Raw genomic sequence first — 16,652 nt, forward strand, 5'->3', positions numbered from 1 at the left:
TTGGTCATCCTTTTGTCCATGGGTACCCAGTCACACAGAGACGAACAGATGCCGAGCACTTGGTAGTTCTCAAATTTAAATATCAGACGTGGCGCTCGAGAGCAGACGTAGACGGACCAGTTTGCTACCTATCTCCGAAAGAGGTCAGGTAGACGAATATATAATATGTGTTATTAGATGCGCCCGAGTATTTTTATTTACATTCTTGTTTTGTATGTCTATTAGAATAAAATCGTCACACTTTTTAGAATTTTTAGAAACTGTACAGTTTTCTCATGATTATATTTCATTTCTTCGCAAACCTGATTCTCAGAATCTATATTCTCACCGAGTGATCGGCCAATCGAAATCGTCCCCGAAAGCTACGTATAGCCGGCCGTGTAGTTACGGATAGATGGTCTCGACTCGGCGAGAGCGGTTCGTGCACGCCCACCTCGCGTGGATGCTGGCGACGTTCCTCCTGTTGACAGTGCTCGGTGCGTTCTCCCTCGAGTTGCTGTTTGTCGTCTCGCTCATCGGCTTTCTCGTCGTCGTCGAACTCACCGCGCCGTTCGGCGTGAGTCCACGCTGGCGCCGGCGGCTCAAGTGGCTCATCCTGCTCGGTCTGATCGGGTTCGCGTACGTGGTCGTACAGCGCATCCTCGCAATCCTCCCCGGGGGAGGCCTCTAGATGCGACTCGACGACTTCCTGTCGCCGCGAGCGCTGTTGGCCGCCCTCGTCGCCGTCTGTCTGCTGACGCTGGTCGTCGCCGGCGCAACGTCCACCTCGGCGTTCGGCGCGTTCAACGGCCAGTGGGACGGGGCGTCGTCCGTTCGAGCGGCGGCGGAGACGGTCGGTGCGGAACCCACCGTCGCGCTGGAGACGACGGCGTACGACGAACAGGACCCGAACGAGACGGTCGCGTTCGTCATCGCGCCGAGCGAAACGTACACCGACGCCGAACTCGGCCGCATGCGACAGTTCGTCCAAGCGGGCGGAACGCTCGTCGTCGCGGAGGACTTCACACCGCGAGGCGACGAACTGCTCGCGGGCGTCGGCGCCGACGCGCGCTTCGACGGGCGTCTGGTACGGGATATGCGCTATCACGGCCCGACGACGGCGATGCCGACGGCGACGAACGTCTCAGAGCAGTTCTCGGCGACGGGCGTCAACGCGGTGATGCTCAATCACGGTACCGTGGTCGAGGTGCCGAACGAGTCGAACGCCACCACGCTCGTTTCCACCTCGGAGTACTCCTATCTCGACGTCAACGACGACGGTCAACCCAACGACGACGAACCGTTCCGGTCGTACCCCGTGGTCGTCGCCGAAAACGTCGGCGAGGGGCGAGTCGTCACCGTCAGCGACCCGAGCGTGTTCATCAACGCGATGCAGGACCGCGCCGACAACCGCGCGTTCACCGAGCAGTTGGTGAGCGGGCACGACACCGTCGTCTTGGACTACTCGCACGCGGACTCACAGCCGCCGATACGGTCGGCGCTCATCCTCCTTCGCGGCTCGCCGCTCGTGCAAGTCGGCGTCGGACTGGTCGGTCTCTTCCTCGCCGGGGTGCTCGCGCGAGAGGGCAGGCCAAGTTGGTCCCGACGGTCGGATGAATAATCTCTTTTCTTCGGTACTGCTCAACTGTATTCTGCCGTGCAGGCGGTCGGTGAACTACCGTTTCCATCGCACGACTCCCGGAGGAGCCGATGGCACAGACCACCACTTTTGCACGTGAACAGGAGAACTCGACTAAGAGAGATATCTTCAGACGACTCTGTTGAACTCCTCGGAGTCTGGTCGGAGTGACGTCCTGAATACAGAGAGTGCGTTCAGCACACAATTGCGGTTCGTTTCGCATCTTTTGATTGTGAGACCGCTGTTCGGTATGGATGTGCGTACTGAAAGAGGGAATAACGGCTTTCTCTCCATCAATGTTATGTGCACTCTAGAATATTTGTAAACTATGATGATGGAATGTGAAGAATGCGATTGGTCGACTGGTGGTAAAGACGGGCAATCACTACACGAGACTAACAAGCAGGCAACAGCCCATTTTGAGGAAACAGGACATACGATCCGAAGCGTTGACTATGAGCCACCAGAAGCAAGCCCCCTACCCGAGTCGGAGTAGAGCATCACCATCCAAGCTACAAAGCGTACGTATACCCGCTGTTCTGAGTGATTCGATTCTCTCAGAGTGGGTACTGTGTCGGCGACCGATTTGCGCATTGTATTCAGACACGTCTATCGGAACCTATCGTCGTTTGAGGGTTCAGCAAGGCTAACGAAAACATGTACAGCCGCCAGAGATGGCTGCAGTTAACGCCCAGTCTCACGACTCAGAGCGGGGTGCTGCTCTCGATTATATGAGGCGTATTTTAAGTGTCACGGGAGATAGTCGAACACAGCATGAGCAATCCAGCCGCCCTCTACGACGCCATCCAATCGGAGATCGGGAACGTCCTGATCGGGAACCGCGACGTCGTGGAAGGTCTCACGATCTCGCTTCTCACGAAGGGGCACCTCCTCATCGAAGGGGTGCCGGGGACGGCGAAGACGACGACCGCGAACCTGTTCGCTCGCGTGTCGGGTCTGGACTTCCGCCGCATCCAGATGACGCCCGACATCCTCCCCGCCGACATCACCGGCACGGAGGTGTACCGCGAGCAACGCGGCGAGTTCGAGATTCACCGCGGCCCCGTGTTCGCGAACCTGGTGGTCGCCGACGAGATCAATCGCGGGACGCCGAAGGCCCAGAGCGCTCTCCTCGAGGCGATGCAGGAACGACACGTCACCATCGGGGGGCAGACGCTGACGCTCGCGGACCCCTTCATGGTCGTCGCGACGCAGAACCCCATCGAGATGGAGGGGACCTACGAACTGCCGGAGGCCCAGCGCGACCGCTTCCAACTGAAGTACAAGATGGACCTCCTCGAACGCGAGGACGAACGCGAGTTCCTCAACCGCTTCCACGACAATCCCGGCCTCGGTCCCGAAACCGTCGAACGGGTCGTCGACGTGGACGACTTGATCGAGGCTCGCGAGGCCGTCACGAAGGTGTTCGTCTCCGACGCCGTCCGCGAGTTCCTCCTCGATATCGTCACGGCGACGCGGAACTCGCCGGACATCGAACACGGGGCGTCGACGCGTGCGTCGCTGTCGCTCCTCACCGCCTCGAAGGCGCGCGCGGCCATCCACGGACGCAACTACGTCCTCCCCGACGACGTCCTGACGCTCGTCGGTCCGGCGTTGACCCACCGCCTCGTGCTGAGCTCCGACGCCCAACTGAGCGACCGAGACGTCGACGAGATCATCGAGGAGATTCTCGAAGAGGTCGACACCCCCGAAGCGAAGTCACCCGCCTCCTCGCCGGAGTGACGACCGGGTCACACCCTCCGTTCGGTATCGAAAATAGTTGGATTACTGTCCTATCGAGATAACTCGAGAATCGGTTCGGTCGATTGAGTCGATTTTGAACCCGACCGGCGTCGAATCGCGGTTACCGAGGAGTAAGTGTCACCAGCGGTAGGTGATCGACCACAGACCCGATTCCAGTTCCGATACCTCGGTGCGCACCGGTTCGTCCAGGTAGGCGGCGAGGGCGACGCCGAACATCGACACGACCGGATGGTCGAAGGCGTCGAGACCGCCGTACGCCGGGGTGTCGACGTCGATGGTGGCGCGGGCGTTCTCCGCGTCCACCTCGGCGTCGACCGAGAGGAGCAACTCGAAGTTCTCCCGGAGCGACTCGCCGGCCTCGACGACCACGTCCGCGACCGAATCGGGCTCCCCCGACCGCGTGGCGGCGTGCTCGCGGTACAGCATCACGCCGCTGGGCTCGAACGCCACTCCCGAGTCCGCGGCGGTCTCCGAGACGACCAGCGGATGCTCGAACGTCGAATCACGGGGCGGTCGGCTGTCTGCGGTCTGCGGGACGAACAGTCGGAACGACCCGTCGGCGGTTTCGAGGTAGAGACGCTCGCCGGAGAGGCCGAGTTGGTCGACGAGCGCCGCCTCGTTTCGCGAGAGGGGGGCGAACGTGGACCGCCCGACGTCTATGGGGATGAACTGCTCGGGGGTGAGATACCACGTCACGACGGCCGAGAACAACCCGATGGCCGCGATACCGAGAAGCGGTTCCCGAACCATCGGGGCGACGACGGCGAACGCGCCGGCGAACAGGCCGACGACGGCCAATCCGACCGCGGTTCGTTCCTGCCCGCTGCGGCGCGAGTTGTCGTAGCGCGCGCGGAGACGCTCGTTCTCCTCTCGCAGTCGCTCTCGTTCCGCCTGGGCCGCTTGGTCGGAGTCCGTCGAGGGAGCGCCGTTTTCGGGATTTCCATCGCGTACGGGCTCGTCGTCCGAATCGGTAATTCGGGCGCTCCCCGATTCGTTTCGACTCACGCCGGATCCTCCGAGAGGACGCCCAGTTTCCACAGCCCGTAGCGATAGAGCGCGTAGCCGACGAGCGCCGTTGCGAAGACGAGCGCCGCCGCGGCGGCGGCTGCGTCGTACACCGTCGCGAGCGCCGTCACGGCCGCGAGGGCGACGCCGGACAGTCCGGCGAGCAGCCCCGCATCGCGGCGTCTCGATGCCGGCGCTAGCTCCGCAGAGAGGTAGGTGACCGAGGCGAGTTCGAGGAACACCACGCCCACGAGGCCCGGGGACGACGTCGTCAAGAGGGCGGCGAGGTGGGCGAGACCGACGCCGTAGTAACTCGCGCTGGCGGCGGCGGCGAAACCGACGGCGACGCCGACGATGACGCCGGTGAGGCCGCCGCCGAGCAGCCACAGCGATGCGGCGACGAGTACCGTTCCTGCGACGAGAGAGACGGACCCGAACCGGGAGTCAGAGGAGGTGGTGGGCTGGGCGGTTGCCATCTTAATTCAAGCAGGGAATCCCGGCCTTCAGGCCGGGAGTGAATGCGACATGGTGCTGACCAACCGCTACTCGGTGGTCGGGCCGGAATCCAACTCTCGTTGTGCGTGGAGCAGCATCCCCTTCCACGTTAGTCCGTGACGCTTTTTCGTCTCTTTCAGGCTCTCGTACTGGCATTCGTCCTCAAAATCTATCTTGACGTACTTCATGTCCAGCGTTACACCAGAGTTATGTTTATGTGTGTCGGTCGGCTACCCAATACTGTGTCCGAGACGGTGACGAAGACGCTACAGGCTACGCTCGCCGCGCCCACTACGGGCAAAGAGCACCGCCTCCAGCGACTCTTGGACACCTACCGAACCGCACTCCACGACGCCTTCGACAACAGGGCCAACACAATGTCTGCAGTCAACGACGTTGTGACGCCCTACGACCTGCCGTACCAAGCCAAAGACGCGCTCAAATCCTATGTCCCGAAACTCCGCGACACGTACAACGCCGAGGAGTTAGACGACGAGCACCCGGTCCGACTCGTCAATCGGGCCGCGAAGTTCGACTACTCCGATGAGCGCGAACATGGCTTCGTGTGGCAGGCCCCGCAGCCCGGACGCGGGACGAACTTCTGGATTCCACTCCGTATCAACCCCGAACAGGAATCGCAGTGGTTCGACCTGCTTTCCGAAGACGCGAAGGCAGGCGAGTTGCGGCTACAGCGACACCGCACGTCGTGGGAGTTGCACGTCACCGTCGAATACTCGATCGAAGAACCGACCGACCCGGACGACCCGACGTACATCGGTTTCGACGTAGGTGAGAGCGCGTTGATAACGGGCTGTGCCCTCAAATGCGACGTACCACGGAAACCGATGCTCGTCAGCGGCAGTCGAGCGCGACACCTCCACAAAGAGATGTTCACGACGCTCCGGCGGCTACAATCACGAGACGCCGCCGAGTGGCGCGCGGACGAACGATTCGACCACTACCAGAACGGGCTCACGAATATTGTCGAGAAAGCGTCTCGGCAAGCCGTCGAGTACGCCTGTTCCTTCGAGAAGCCGGTAATCGTTCTTGAAGACTTGTCGTACATCCGCGAACGGTTGGACTATGGCAAGTTCATGAACCGGCGGCTTCACGCATGGGCGTTCGCCCGGCTACAGGGTCGAATCAAAGACAAAGCGACCGAGGCAGGCATCCGCGTCGAGTACGTCAACGCAGCGTACACCTCCCAAACGTGCCACGCCTGTGGGCGTCTCGGTCGCCGGAATCAACAAGCGGAGTTCGTGTGTCCGCACGACGACTGCCACGTAACGGAGTTTCAAGCGGATATTAACGCGGCGGCGAACATCGCCGGTCGCGCTAACCCGTGGGGAGAGAGCCTGCCTTGGAAACCGGCAGGCGATGACTCACCACAGGACGGGAGCGGTCGTGACACCGCCACAGTCCACCGGGAGACGAGCGAGACATCCTCGCAGATGACGCTCTCGGCGTATTCGGACTGAAANCCACAGGACGGGAGCGGTCGTGACACCGCCACAGTCCACCGGGAGACGAGCGAGACATCCTCGCAGATGACGCTCTCGGCGTATTCGGACTGAAACCTGCCTAACGGATTCCCACCGTGTGGGAAGCCCCGCCGTTCACGGCGGGACGGATGTCACTCGTCTGTCGTGTGTAGTCGTAGATGAGAATATTAGTTGTTCGGGTCTCGTGCGGCTCAGCGTCGTCGCTGTCCCGCGTCGAGCACCGCGTTCAGTCGCGTACTCGGGGCGACCTCGTAGGCTCGGACGTTCGGGATGACGTCGATCGACTTACGGAACGACTCGAAGTCCACCAAGCGGTCGTACGCGCGGAGCGTGTCGTCGGTCGACTCGGACTCGAACAGCGCGCTCGGCGCGAGAAACACCGTCACGCGCCCGCCGTTCTCGACCAGTTGCTTCACCGCTTCGCGCGTCTCTTGGGGGTGGGTGTCGTCCGTGCAGAGCACCGACCAGCCGCGGAGCTTCTCGACGACCGCCTTCCGTCGGATAGTCTCGAACAGCGGTTTGGATTCGAGGCGGAGCACGTAGCTCTCCGGCGTCTGGAAGTACGGGCGGAGCGTTTGCGCGAACGCGTCGGTGCGGGCAGCGAGCAGTCCCGCGGTCCGCTGCGCCGTCTCGGGGCCGACGGTGGTCAGCGACTCGGAGGCGACGCTGCCTGCGGGTTTCGAGAGCCCTGCGAGGGTGCGCCGACAGTCGCGATACTGCAGCGTTGAGTCTGCATAGTCGAGGTCCGTCCGGAGACCGTCGTCGTCGATGACGGTGAGGCCGACGGGGTCGTTCGCCTCCTCGACCTGCGTCAGGACGCCGAGGAGGGCTTCCCGGAGGTAGTCGGCTTTCGTTCGCCCTTGTGGGCCCTCCCACATACAGGCGCGGTTGTCGACGAACAGACGGGTCTGCTGTATCGTCTCGTTCTCGAACTCGCGGACGTACGGCTCGCGGAACCGCGCCGTCGCGTTCCAGTCGATACGGCTCACCGAGTCGCCGGGGACGTACCGCCGGATGTCGATGAAGTTCGTTCCCGTCCCGCTCTGACCGCTCGTGTGCTCGCCGTACGTCCCGACGAGCGGGTCGCCGCCCGCGCCGATGTGGATATCGTCGGGGGAGGGTGCGGTGACGGTGAGTTCGATGGACTCCTCGCGCGCGACGTCCTGCGAGAAGAGGCCGTCGGCGCTGCGGTACGCACAGGACAGCCGCGGGAGGTCGTACGTCCCCGCGACTGGGACCGTACAGACGACCGTCTCCTCGGTCACCGACCACTGCGGGTCGATCGCGACGGTCTTCGATTCGCCGTCGACGCCGGCCGGCCACTCGATCTGCACCGCGATTGGGTGAGTCGCGTCCGAACTATCGACCGAGAGGCGGAACTCCGTCTCGCGGTTCGGCTGGATACGCCGCCGGTCGGCCGTGATAGCGAGCGCGAGCGAGTCATCGGTCGTCGCGAACTGCCGCCCCGCGCGGAACAGTGCGACTAGAACCCACGCGCACAGCGTTCCCGCCCCGACGAGCGCGAGCGGTCGTTCGGCGGCCGCGCCGACGACGAGGAGCGTCGCGGCGACCGCGGCGACGCCGTAGCCCCGTCGCGTCAGTCTCATTGAAAGATAATCGTCGGACCGATGTTTGAAGATTCTGGTCGCGCCGACGGAAGGAAATATGCGTCTCCAGCGGGTGGTACTCTTTGTGAACGTCTCCGTGGCGCGGTCCGTCTGGACCACTCTCGCCGTTCTCGCCCTCGTGACTGCGGTTGCGGCCGTCCCGCCGGTCGTCGGTGCGAGCGACGCCGGCAGCGCCGATATCGAACGCGGCGGTACCGACATCCGAGCACAACAGACGACGCCGACCACGGCGACGAACAACACCAGCGTCCGGCACGCCAACCCCGAGGAGGCGGAGTCCGAGAACACGGAGGACGCGCTCAGAGCGCAACTCACCGCCCGGCTGGCCGACCGGCTCGGAAACAGCAGCGTACAGATCAGCGAGGGACAGTACAACCGCGCGAAGGGACTGCTCGGTGAGGAGTACGTCGACACGCTGGGGAAATACGCCGACGTCGCCGACGAGAACGGCGAGGAGGAGACCGCAGACGACTTCGAGCGGGCGGGCGAGACGCAGCGAAACCTCTCGGACTCACTTGCCGAGTACCGCGAGACCGAGCGGGCCTACCAGGAAGCCAAATCGGCGGGTAACGAAGGAGAGGCGCGGCGACTCGCCCGCGAACTCGTCCGCATCGGTGAGGATATCGACCGCCAGTCGACCGAACTGGACGAGACGTACGCGCAGTTGGGTAATCGAACCTCCATCGACTTCAGCGGGGCTCGAGAGCGGATTCGAACCGTCCAGCGGGACACCGCGGCCTCGACCGCGCAGATTCGAGACGCCGAACTGAGCGCGACGACGCTCACGGTCGACGCGACGGGAGAGACGGCGTCGTTCGTCGATCCGCTACGGATCGAGGGCCGCCTGCTCGCGGGGGACGAGTCGCCGGTCGCCGACCGATCAATCACGCTCCGCGTCGGCGAGCGACTGTACACCCTCAAGACCGACGCTGACGGGCGGTTCGAACTCGACTACCGCCCGGCCAGCCTCTCGGTCGACGCATCGCAGGTCACCGTCCGGTACCTCCCGCAGACCACCTCGGTGTACATCGGGTCGAACGCGAGCGTTCCCATCGCGGTCGAACAGGTCAACGGGAGTGTTGAGTTCGAGTCGGTGCCCGATGAAGTCGGCTTCAACGACTCGGTCGCAGTCACCGGACAGGTCGTCGTCGACGACCGTCCCGTCTCGAATCTCCCGGTTAACGCGACGATCGGGCAGCAATCAGTCGGCAATGGCGCGACGGACGCCGACGGCCGCTTCTCGATGAACCGGACGCTCCCGGTCGACGTCCCCGACGGCGAACAGCGCCTTCGCGTCGCCTCCGGCGCCGACAGCGCCGTCGTCGTCAATGCAACGGAACCGGTCACCGTCACCGCGACGCCGACGAACCTCACGCTCACGCTGACGCCCGACGGCGGGACCGTCGTGGCGAGCGGACGGCTTACCGCCGACGGCGCGGGCGTCTCCGACCGACAGATCGCACTCTCTGTCGACGGTGACGTGGTGACGGAGACGATGACCGGCGACGACGGTCGATATCAGGTACGGTTCGACAGCAGACTACTGCACGAGGACGCCACCGTCACCGTTCGATTCGACGGGTCGGAGACGAACCTGGAGTCGGCGTCGGCGACCATGACTCGCGGCGGCGGGGCGGGCGGAGCCGGCAATCCCGTCTTCGGGGTCGGTTCGGTCGGAAGTGGCGTTCCTGGAATCGGCGGTGTTGGCGGGTCGGACGGCTCGATCGTCGCTCCCGCAACCGGCCAAGACGGTCCGTCGACGGAGCGCATCGCGTTCGGCGCCGCCGCGGCCGTGCTCATCCTTGCGGCCGGGTGGTACGCCGTCCGGCGGTGGCTGGGTTCGAGCGGATCCGCATCGGTAAACGAAGCCGAAACGGACGGTACCACTGAGGACGACGACGCCGAGCCCATCCCGTCGCCGGTCGCACTGCTCGCCCAAGGACAGATGCAGGCGGCGCTCCTCGCAGCCTATCAGTCCGTCCAGCGGGCGCTCGCGCCGTCGCTCGACGAGACGCCGAAGACGCACCGCGAGTTCTTCCGAGCGTGTCAACGGACCGGCGCCGTGCCGATGGACGCGCTGCGCGTGCTCAACGACGCGTACGAGCGAGCCGTGTACAGCGACCGGGAGCTCTCGCTCGACGAGGCTCGCAACGCCATCATGGCCGCGGAGCAAATCGTCTCCAACCGGGGCGGCGACCGACAGAACTGACGGTCGGTCAGGGTTATACCGGGTGGACGAGAACGCGCGGTATCGTGCGCGAATTCGTCTTCACCGTCGAGTACGAGGCGGGCGCCGACGAGCTGATGGATCTCTTCATCGACCATCCGAGCCTGTCCGCCCGGTCGATGGCGGTTCACGCGACCGACGAGTCGGTGTGGGGCGTCGAGAAAGTCGTCGGCGCGCCCGACGTCCTCGCTGAATTCGACGACCGCCTGGAACGCGTCACCGACGACTCGAACGCGACGGGGATGTGCGGTGCGCCCATCTCCGAGTGGCGATACGAAATTCTCTCGTCGAACGCGGAGTCGCGCAAGGTATTCTCGCTACGCAGCGAGGGCGACGGCCCGCGGTCGATTCCACTCGTCGCCGCGACGCACGTCGGCGATGGATTGCTCATGCGGACGGAACGTCGCGACGACCAGTTCCGCTGGCGCATGCTCCTCGAAGGCACCGTCTCGGAGATTCACGAAGAGATTCGAGACACTCTTCGAGACGGCCTCTCTCTCACCGTCGAACGACTCGGAACGCCTCCGTGTCTGCTCGAGGACGGTCGCGTGCGGCGTACCCTCACGCCCGAACAGAAATCGGCGCTCGAAGCCGCCGTCGAACACGGGTACTACGAGGACCCGCGGGAACAATCGGTCACCGACATCGCCGCCGAGGTAGGTGTGCCGAGTTCGACGTTCCAGTATCGGCTCAACCGGGCCGAAGCGTGGTTGGCGAAACAGTTCGCCAGCGATTCGATCGGTGTCGACGTTGCTGCAGACCTCGACCCCGACGATATCGAGTTCATCCAGTGAGCTGCCTCCTCTCGGAGGCGACGAGTGGGAGCTTGGAATATTTCGAAGGAACTCCTAACCCGCTATCGCTCCAAGGGCGTTCGTATGTCGACAGACGCCACCATCGACGTTCGGTTGCTACGCAACGCGACACTCCTCCTCACGGTGGACGAGACGACGTTCCTTGTCGATCCGATGTTCGCGTCTCCCGGCGAGAATCCATCCGTACCGAACTCGCCGAACGACCGCCGAAACCCGCTCGTCCCGATGCCCGACGTCGACCTGTCCTACGACGCCGTCCTCGTCACTCACCGGCACCCAGACCACTTCGACGAGGCGGCGAAGGAAGCACTCGACGCGGACGTGCCCCTGTTTTGCCAACCCGCGGAGGCGGACGCCTTCGTCGAGGAGGGGTTCACCGACGTGCGCCCAGTCGACGACGAGGTATCCTTTGAGGGCATCACCATCCACCGCACGCCCGGCCGCCACGGCCACGGACAGTTAGCCGAGGAGATGGGACCAGTCTCCGGATTCGTCTTCGAGGGGTCGGAGACGCTGTATCTCGCCGGCGACACGGTCTGGTACGACGCGGTCGAACAAACGCTCGCGGAGTTCGACCCCGACGTCGTCGTTCTCAACGGCGGCGAAGCGCAGTTCACCGAGGGCAGACCGATCACGATGGGCGTCGAGGACGTCGCCGCCGTCCGCGAGGCGACCGACGCCGCCGTCGCCGTCGTGCACATGGAGGCGATCAATCACTGTCTCCTCTCGCGCGAGGAACTGCGGTCGAACACGGAGAACGTTCACGTCCCCGAGGACGGAGAACTGCTCAGTTTCTAACGGCTCGGCTCTGTTGGAGTCTTCTTGCCTTGTTTTGCCGCCGAGTGACGACAGTCTCAGACGCTCTCACGGCGTTCTTCCGTCAGATTAACCGGGAATTGGACGCCGTCTGGCGATATGGTATCGCTCAGACGGCTAGCGTGGATGTGTCGAGACCTTGCCAAACACCATGTTGACGATCCGGACGTACCCGCCGCGCCGGATGGCGCGGACGGGTACGCCGAGTGGGTGCAGATCGCGTTGATTCTGTACCGCGTCGAATTAGAGAAAAGCCTCCGCGAGACGGAAGACTACCTCAACGAGATGCCCGGTGTCCTTGCCGTGTTTGGACTCAACGAGGCACCGCACTACAGCTCGTTCTGCCGGTGGGAAAACGAGTATCGAATGCGTGAACTCCGCCGCCTGCTCCGCGCTTCGGCGGAGCAGGCAGGCTGGAGTGGTGAAGCCGCAATTGACGCGAGTGGCTTCCAGCGTGACCAAACCAGCTACCACTACCGCGACCGCGCCAACTACTCGTTCCAATCACTGAAGACGACGATCTTGATCGATGTGAACTCGCTGGCGATCAAGGACGTTCACTACACGACGAAGAAAGCGTGGGACGGCCACATCGGAATGCAGGTCTTCCGCCGGAACGCGGAAGACCTGCGGGTGCTGTCTGCTGACGCGAACTACTCGTGGAGCGACCTCCGTGAGGAGTGTCGCTCCGAGTCAACGCGACCGTTGATCAAACACAGGGAGCAAACACCGTTACAGAAGGCTCACAACGCCCGGATGAACGAGGACTACAACCAACGCTGGATGAGTGAAACCGGCTTCTCGCAGTTGAAGGAAGACGACGGCGAGAAGCTGCGCTCCCGGAGCTGGCACGGCCAGTTCCGGGAGCTGACTCGCAAGTGCATCGTGCATAATCTGACGCAGGCGGCGAGTTAGGGCTCGCCGCCTGCTCCCCTTCTCCGGACGTATCCGGGAGAGGCATCGCCGTCGTCATCGAAACGACGACCCTAGATACCATAGTTTTGACTCATCAGCAAACACTGGGAGAGGCAGCTACTGCATCTTCTGAGGTCGAAAAGTCGTCTCTAACGCCGTGAAATTGTAGATAATCAACCCCACCTCGACGCCGTCTTGCGTTCAACAAGGCAAGTCTTCTTTTTCGAACACGATGTGGAATAAAACGGCCGCTCAGTAGGGCTTGCATATTCAGCACGGGGAGACCTCATCGCCACTAATACGCTGTGTAGTTTCGGTACTAACGAGATACCGAGATTTAGAGCCGCCGTCAGCCTCGGTTTGATTATTCCCCCACCAGTAGGGGTGAGAGACGGCCACTTCAAATCCGTCTGCAGTCCGATTGGTGACTTTCGCACTCTTCTCGAAACCAGTATATGAGTTCAATCCCCACTCGTCAACGCAGGAGGCATTCTCGAACCGGTTAGTGATATATTCCTCTTCTGCGCCGAGAGCACGTTCCTCGGCCTCCCTCTTCGAGATACCCAGCGTCGATGTCGTAGGTTGTCTCGATGTAGAACTACGGACTTCCGTCGTAGTCATTTCGGGAGTGTCAGCTGAATCGGTACCGTCCGATGATTCACCTACACAGCCGGTTATCCCGAGAACAGCGGTAGCACCAGAAAGTCGGAGAAAGTCCCGTCGGAGGGCGGTCGGAGACATGATTTCACCGAACAAACAACACAATAAATACTTTCTGACGGTCCAGCCAGAGCTAAACACACGCTCTGAGCAGAGCGACCAGCGACCGCTACGCGACGAAACGAGAGAAAGGGAAGAGAAGAAAGACGGGAGCGAACCGACCGCTCAGTGGTGGTTGGACTGCTTCACCGCGTCGACGAGGAACAGACCGAACACCATCTGGACGCCGACGACCATCAGCGCGAAGGCGACGACGTTCTCGGGAGTCAGCGGCAGGTTGCTGAAGCCGGAGGCGGCCCACTGGAACGCCTGTACGCCCATGTAGACGCCACCGAGGGCGAAGAGCGCGACGCCGGCGAACGCGCCGCGTTCGAGACTGACCGTCTCGCTGAGGAACGTCGTCACCGGGTCCTTCGGCTTTCGGATCGGGTTGCTCGCCACGGAGGCGAACACGCCGAGGTAGGTGAGATAGACGCCGAGAACGAGGAGTAGAGTGCCGGCGAGAAGCGAGTGCGACCCGAACCGCATCGGGCCGACAGAGGCGTTCACGAACGCGAGTGTCATCACGACGCCGCCGAACCCGCTCATGGCGAGTCCCGGCGCGGAGAACAGATAGCCCGGCGCGTTCTGGAGCATGAACTTCACGTGCCGCCAGCCGTCCTGGAAGCTCTCCAGCGTCGCCTCACCCTCTCGCGGGTGGTACGTGATGGGGACCTCGGCGATCGTGAGGTCTCGCGCGCCGGCCTCCATGATCATCTCCGAGGCGAACTCCATTCCGGTCGTCTTGAGATCGAGCGATTCCAAGGCCTCCCGGGACATCACGCGCATCCCGCTGTGTGCGTCTGAGACGCCGGCGCCGTAGAAGACGTTGAGGAACTTCGTCAAGAGCGGGTTCCCCACGTGCTGGTGCAGCGGCGGCATCGACCCGGGCAGAATCTCGCCTTCGAGGCGCGAGCCCATCGCCATGTCCGCGTCCCCATTGCGGACGAGATCGAACAGTTTCGGGAGCTCCTCGAAGTCGTACGTGCAGTCGGCGTCCCCGATGGCGATGTACTCTCCGCGCGTCCGGTCGAAGGCGTACTGGTACGCGTAGCCGTATCCTCCTTTATCGGGCGTGACGACGCGTGCACCCATCGCTTCCGCGATTTCGGGCGTCCGGTCGGTCGAACTGTCGCTGACGACGATTTCGCCCGTAATATCCATCGCGTCGAGCGCGTTGAGGATCATCTCGATACACTTTGCGATCCCCTCTTCTTCGTTGAGCGTCGGCATGACGACCGACAGCGTCGGCGTCTGCTCGCTATCTTCAGGGACGAGAAGGTCGTCTCGTGGCGCTGATATTTCCTCGTCGAGGACCTGAACGTCGAGACCACCTCCAGTTGCGGCTTCCGTGTGTGTTAATTTTTCCGTGGACATATTACCTACCCGTACAGCGGTGTTACCCCACTCAGCAAACCCGCTGTCACTGTCCAAAACATGTACTGAGTCCCACAAATAGGTTTTGGTGCCATATATGATTGCAAATAATTACACATATACTCCGAATTGTCCTTAAGGTCGCCTATATGACAAATATCGATACATTCCCAAAAGCGTTCAGTGAGCGGATTTCCGGTCGTTATGTCTCTGGTCATGACAAATAGACGATCGCCGGAGAGTCGAGTCCGATCCGAGACCGAACTTCCGAGCGCGGGCGGATCCGAGATCGTATCGATGACGATACTCCAATGTGAGGACACACGTCGATAGCGGCGGAGTTCGAGACAGTCCGAACCGCCAGTCACTGCGTCAACGCTCAGTATCACGCACTGACGGTTCGGTTCAGACTGCATGACCGTCCGGAAGGGATATCTGTGAGAATATAGACGATAACCCAATGAGCGGAAAATCACGATTCGCCGTCCTGCTAGTAGCCCTCCTGCTCGTCGCGAGTACGGGCGCCGCGTATGCGAGCGCGCAGACGGACGGAGCATACTCAGTCGAAGCACAGAACACGATCGATATCCCCGACCGGACGGTCAGCGTCGAAGGCACGGACTACACGGTGAGTTCCATCGGCAAGGTGACCGCCGGGGAGACGTTGGAGGCCACGACGAGCGGCCCCGACGGCGAGGAGTTCGACGTCGATCTGTACTCCGGCGACCAAGAGCTCATCAACAGCGATGTCGGAACCGACGGTTCCGTCTCCTTCTCGACGGAGAACCTCCAGCCCGGCACGTACATCCTCGCGGTCTACACCGCCGATGGTTCCATCGTCTCCCCCCAGCCCGTCGTCGTGGCCGGCTACGAGACGACGCTGGACGCACCCAGCGAGATGACGGCCGGCCAATCCAGCGACGTGACCGTCCAACTGGACGACGTTGCCGACCTCGGCAGCCCTGAGAACGTCGAGCTCGTCATCACGCAGGACGACGAGGTCGTCGACACGGTCCAGATGAACAGCGAGTCGACGTACGAGTACACCGCCGAGATCGGTTCCTCGCTCGAGTCGGGCGAGTACCGCATGTACGCGATGGTCCACAACGAGACGACCGTCGGCGGCGAGAACGCCCTCGGTGACGACAACGATATCGTCGGCGTGACCGATGCCAAGACGCTGAGTGTCTCCAGCGGTGAGGGGCAACCGCAGGATGGGAGCAGTGACGACGGGAGCGCCGGAGGCTCCGGCTCCGGTTCGAGCGCGAGCGCCGACACCGACACGTCGACGCCGAGCGAGACGGGTACGACAGCCATCGGGACGACCGAGATGGCCGAGACGACCGACGAATCGAGCACCGCGACGACTGAGGCGGCGATGACGGAATCCCAGACCGAAACGCCCGGGACGAGCACCGACTCGTCGATGCCGAACTTCGCGCTGTACATCGTCGCGCTTGCCCTCGTCGCTGCCGCACTCGTCGCGCGGCGGTAACGGACGACGCCCGATTTCGCGTTCTCTTTTTTGCTATTGGTGCGTATGGCCCTCAGACAGCCGCGAGAACGCCTCGATCGTGATCTTCGACGCACTGTCGTCTCACTGTGATGTCCGATCGGCCGGTACACGGAGATTCCATTGACCTCCCTCTGCGCCTAGAGACACGAGTATGTGCTCGATTCTCCATCACGCGCCGCTCTCGAGCGCTACCGACTGAGTCTTATCAGCCGAGT

At 62.6% G+C, this 16,652-nt stretch carries 14 protein-coding genes; 9 read left to right on the forward strand and 5 right to left on the reverse strand.

Going from position 1 to position 16,652, the window contains the following annotated elements:
* Positions 1 to 394 precede the first annotated feature (394 nt).
* The 3 genes from C474_RS08400 (at position 395) to C474_RS08410 (ending at position 3,361) form a co-directional block, all read left to right on the forward strand.
* Positions 395 to 670 (forward strand): hypothetical protein, encoded by a 276-nt coding sequence (locus tag C474_RS08400; protein WP_008385827.1) that lies wholly within the window; start codon positions 395 to 397, stop codon positions 668 to 670.
* Positions 671 to 1,600 (forward strand): DUF4350 domain-containing protein, encoded by a 930-nt coding sequence (locus C474_RS08405; RefSeq protein ID WP_008385829.1) that lies wholly within the window; start codon positions 671 to 673, stop codon positions 1,598 to 1,600. It abuts the gene before it with no gap.
* A 792-nt stretch (positions 1,601 to 2,392) separates the two neighbouring features.
* A complete protein-coding gene (locus C474_RS08410) occupies positions 2,393 to 3,361 on the forward strand; it encodes an AAA family ATPase (protein ID WP_008385831.1) in 969 nt (322 codons plus the stop codon).
* 138 nt (positions 3,362 to 3,499) lie between these two features.
* Here C474_RS08410 and C474_RS08415 read toward each other — a convergent pair whose 3' ends face one another.
* The 3 genes from C474_RS08415 to C474_RS22575 all read right to left on the reverse strand — a co-directional run bounded on the left by C474_RS08415 (position 3,500) and on the right by C474_RS22575 (position 5,070).
* Positions 3,500 to 4,387 (reverse strand): hypothetical protein, encoded by an 888-nt coding sequence (locus tag C474_RS08415; RefSeq protein WP_008385832.1) that lies wholly within the window; start codon positions 4,385 to 4,387, stop codon positions 3,500 to 3,502.
* Complete coding sequence (locus C474_RS08420; protein WP_008385833.1) at positions 4,384 to 4,863, reverse strand: hypothetical protein; 480 nt, start codon at positions 4,861 to 4,863, stop codon at positions 4,384 to 4,386. Before C474_RS08420 ends, C474_RS08415 begins: the two co-directional genes overlap by 4 nt.
* Positions 4,864 to 4,929: 66 nt before the next feature.
* Positions 4,930 to 5,070, reverse strand: coding sequence for a hypothetical protein (locus C474_RS22575; RefSeq protein WP_008385835.1), 141 nt, complete (start codon positions 5,068 to 5,070; stop codon positions 4,930 to 4,932).
* 54 nt (positions 5,071 to 5,124) lie between these two features.
* Here C474_RS22575 and C474_RS08425 point away from each other — a divergent pair, with 54 nt between their 5' ends.
* Positions 5,125 to 6,360 carry an RNA-guided endonuclease TnpB family protein gene (locus C474_RS08425; protein WP_008385837.1) on the forward strand — a complete coding sequence of 412 codons (1,236 nt, stop codon included), beginning with the start codon at positions 5,125 to 5,127 and terminating at the stop codon, positions 6,358 to 6,360.
* Positions 6,361 to 6,575: 215 nt separating this feature from the next.
* On the opposite strand, the gene C474_RS08430 is transcribed toward C474_RS08425, so the two are convergent.
* On the reverse strand, positions 6,576 to 7,991 hold the full coding sequence (locus C474_RS08430) for a DUF58 domain-containing protein (RefSeq protein ID WP_008385839.1): 1,416 nt from the start codon (positions 7,989 to 7,991) through the stop codon (positions 6,576 to 6,578).
* An 85-nt stretch (positions 7,992 to 8,076) separates the two neighbouring features.
* Between C474_RS08430 and C474_RS08435 the strand changes: the two genes are divergently transcribed.
* The 4 genes from C474_RS08435 to C474_RS08450 all read left to right on the forward strand — a co-directional run bounded on the left by C474_RS08435 (position 8,077) and on the right by C474_RS08450 (position 12,785).
* Positions 8,077 to 10,221 carry a HEPN domain-containing protein gene (locus tag C474_RS08435; RefSeq protein WP_160166823.1) on the forward strand — a complete coding sequence of 715 codons (2,145 nt, stop codon included), beginning with the start codon at positions 8,077 to 8,079 and terminating at the stop codon, positions 10,219 to 10,221.
* Between the two features lie 44 nt (positions 10,222 to 10,265).
* On the forward strand, positions 10,266 to 11,033 hold the full coding sequence (locus C474_RS08440; RefSeq protein WP_008385842.1) for a helix-turn-helix domain-containing protein: 768 nt from the start codon (positions 10,266 to 10,268) through the stop codon (positions 11,031 to 11,033).
* An 84-nt stretch (positions 11,034 to 11,117) separates the two neighbouring features.
* The gene (locus C474_RS08445) at positions 11,118 to 11,852 is read left to right on the forward strand and encodes an MBL fold metallo-hydrolase (RefSeq protein WP_008385844.1); all 735 of its coding nucleotides are present in this window, start codon (positions 11,118 to 11,120) and stop codon (positions 11,850 to 11,852) included.
* Positions 11,853 to 11,969: 117 nt separating this feature from the next.
* The gene (locus tag C474_RS08450; RefSeq protein WP_008385846.1) at positions 11,970 to 12,785 is read left to right on the forward strand and encodes an IS5 family transposase; all 816 of its coding nucleotides are present in this window, start codon (positions 11,970 to 11,972) and stop codon (positions 12,783 to 12,785) included.
* An 885-nt stretch (positions 12,786 to 13,670) separates the two neighbouring features.
* On the opposite strand, the gene C474_RS08455 is transcribed toward C474_RS08450, so the two are convergent.
* A complete protein-coding gene (locus C474_RS08455) occupies positions 13,671 to 14,921 on the reverse strand; it encodes a glycosyltransferase family 2 protein (RefSeq protein ID WP_049916850.1) in 1,251 nt (416 codons plus the stop codon).
* A 460-nt stretch (positions 14,922 to 15,381) separates the two neighbouring features.
* Here C474_RS08455 and C474_RS08460 point away from each other — a divergent pair, with 460 nt between their 5' ends.
* On the forward strand, positions 15,382 to 16,416 hold the full coding sequence (locus C474_RS08460) for a hypothetical protein (protein WP_008385849.1): 1,035 nt from the start codon (positions 15,382 to 15,384) through the stop codon (positions 16,414 to 16,416).
* The last annotated feature ends 236 nt before the right edge of the window (positions 16,417 to 16,652 follow it).

It is taken from the genome of Halogeometricum pallidum JCM 14848, assembly GCF_000337095.1.
Classification (GTDB): domain Archaea; phylum Halobacteriota; class Halobacteria; order Halobacteriales; family Haloferacaceae; genus Halogeometricum; species Halogeometricum pallidum.

Coding starts and splice junctions, on each gene's coding strand:
- C474_RS08445 (WP_008385844.1), top strand. CDS start 11,118: ATGTCGACAGACGCCACCATCGACGTTCGGTTGCTACGCAACGCGACA.
- C474_RS08430 (WP_008385839.1), bottom strand. CDS start 7,991: ATGAGACTGACGCGACGGGGCTACGGCGTCGCCGCGGTCGCCGCGACG.
- C474_RS08410 (WP_008385831.1), top strand. CDS start 2,393: ATGAGCAATCCAGCCGCCCTCTACGACGCCATCCAATCGGAGATCGGG.
- C474_RS08450 (WP_008385846.1), top strand. CDS start 11,970: ATGGTATCGCTCAGACGGCTAGCGTGGATGTGTCGAGACCTTGCCAAA.
- C474_RS08460 (WP_008385849.1), top strand. CDS start 15,382: ATGAGCGGAAAATCACGATTCGCCGTCCTGCTAGTAGCCCTCCTGCTC.
- C474_RS08400 (WP_008385827.1), top strand. CDS start 395: ATGGTCTCGACTCGGCGAGAGCGGTTCGTGCACGCCCACCTCGCGTGG.
- C474_RS08405 (WP_008385829.1), top strand. CDS start 671: ATGCGACTCGACGACTTCCTGTCGCCGCGAGCGCTGTTGGCCGCCCTC.
- C474_RS08420 (WP_008385833.1), bottom strand. CDS start 4,863: ATGGCAACCGCCCAGCCCACCACCTCCTCTGACTCCCGGTTCGGGTCC.
- C474_RS22575 (WP_008385835.1), bottom strand. CDS start 5,070: ATGAAGTACGTCAAGATAGATTTTGAGGACGAATGCCAGTACGAGAGC.
- C474_RS08455 (WP_049916850.1), bottom strand. CDS start 14,921: ATGTCCACGGAAAAATTAACACACACGGAAGCCGCAACTGGAGGTGGT.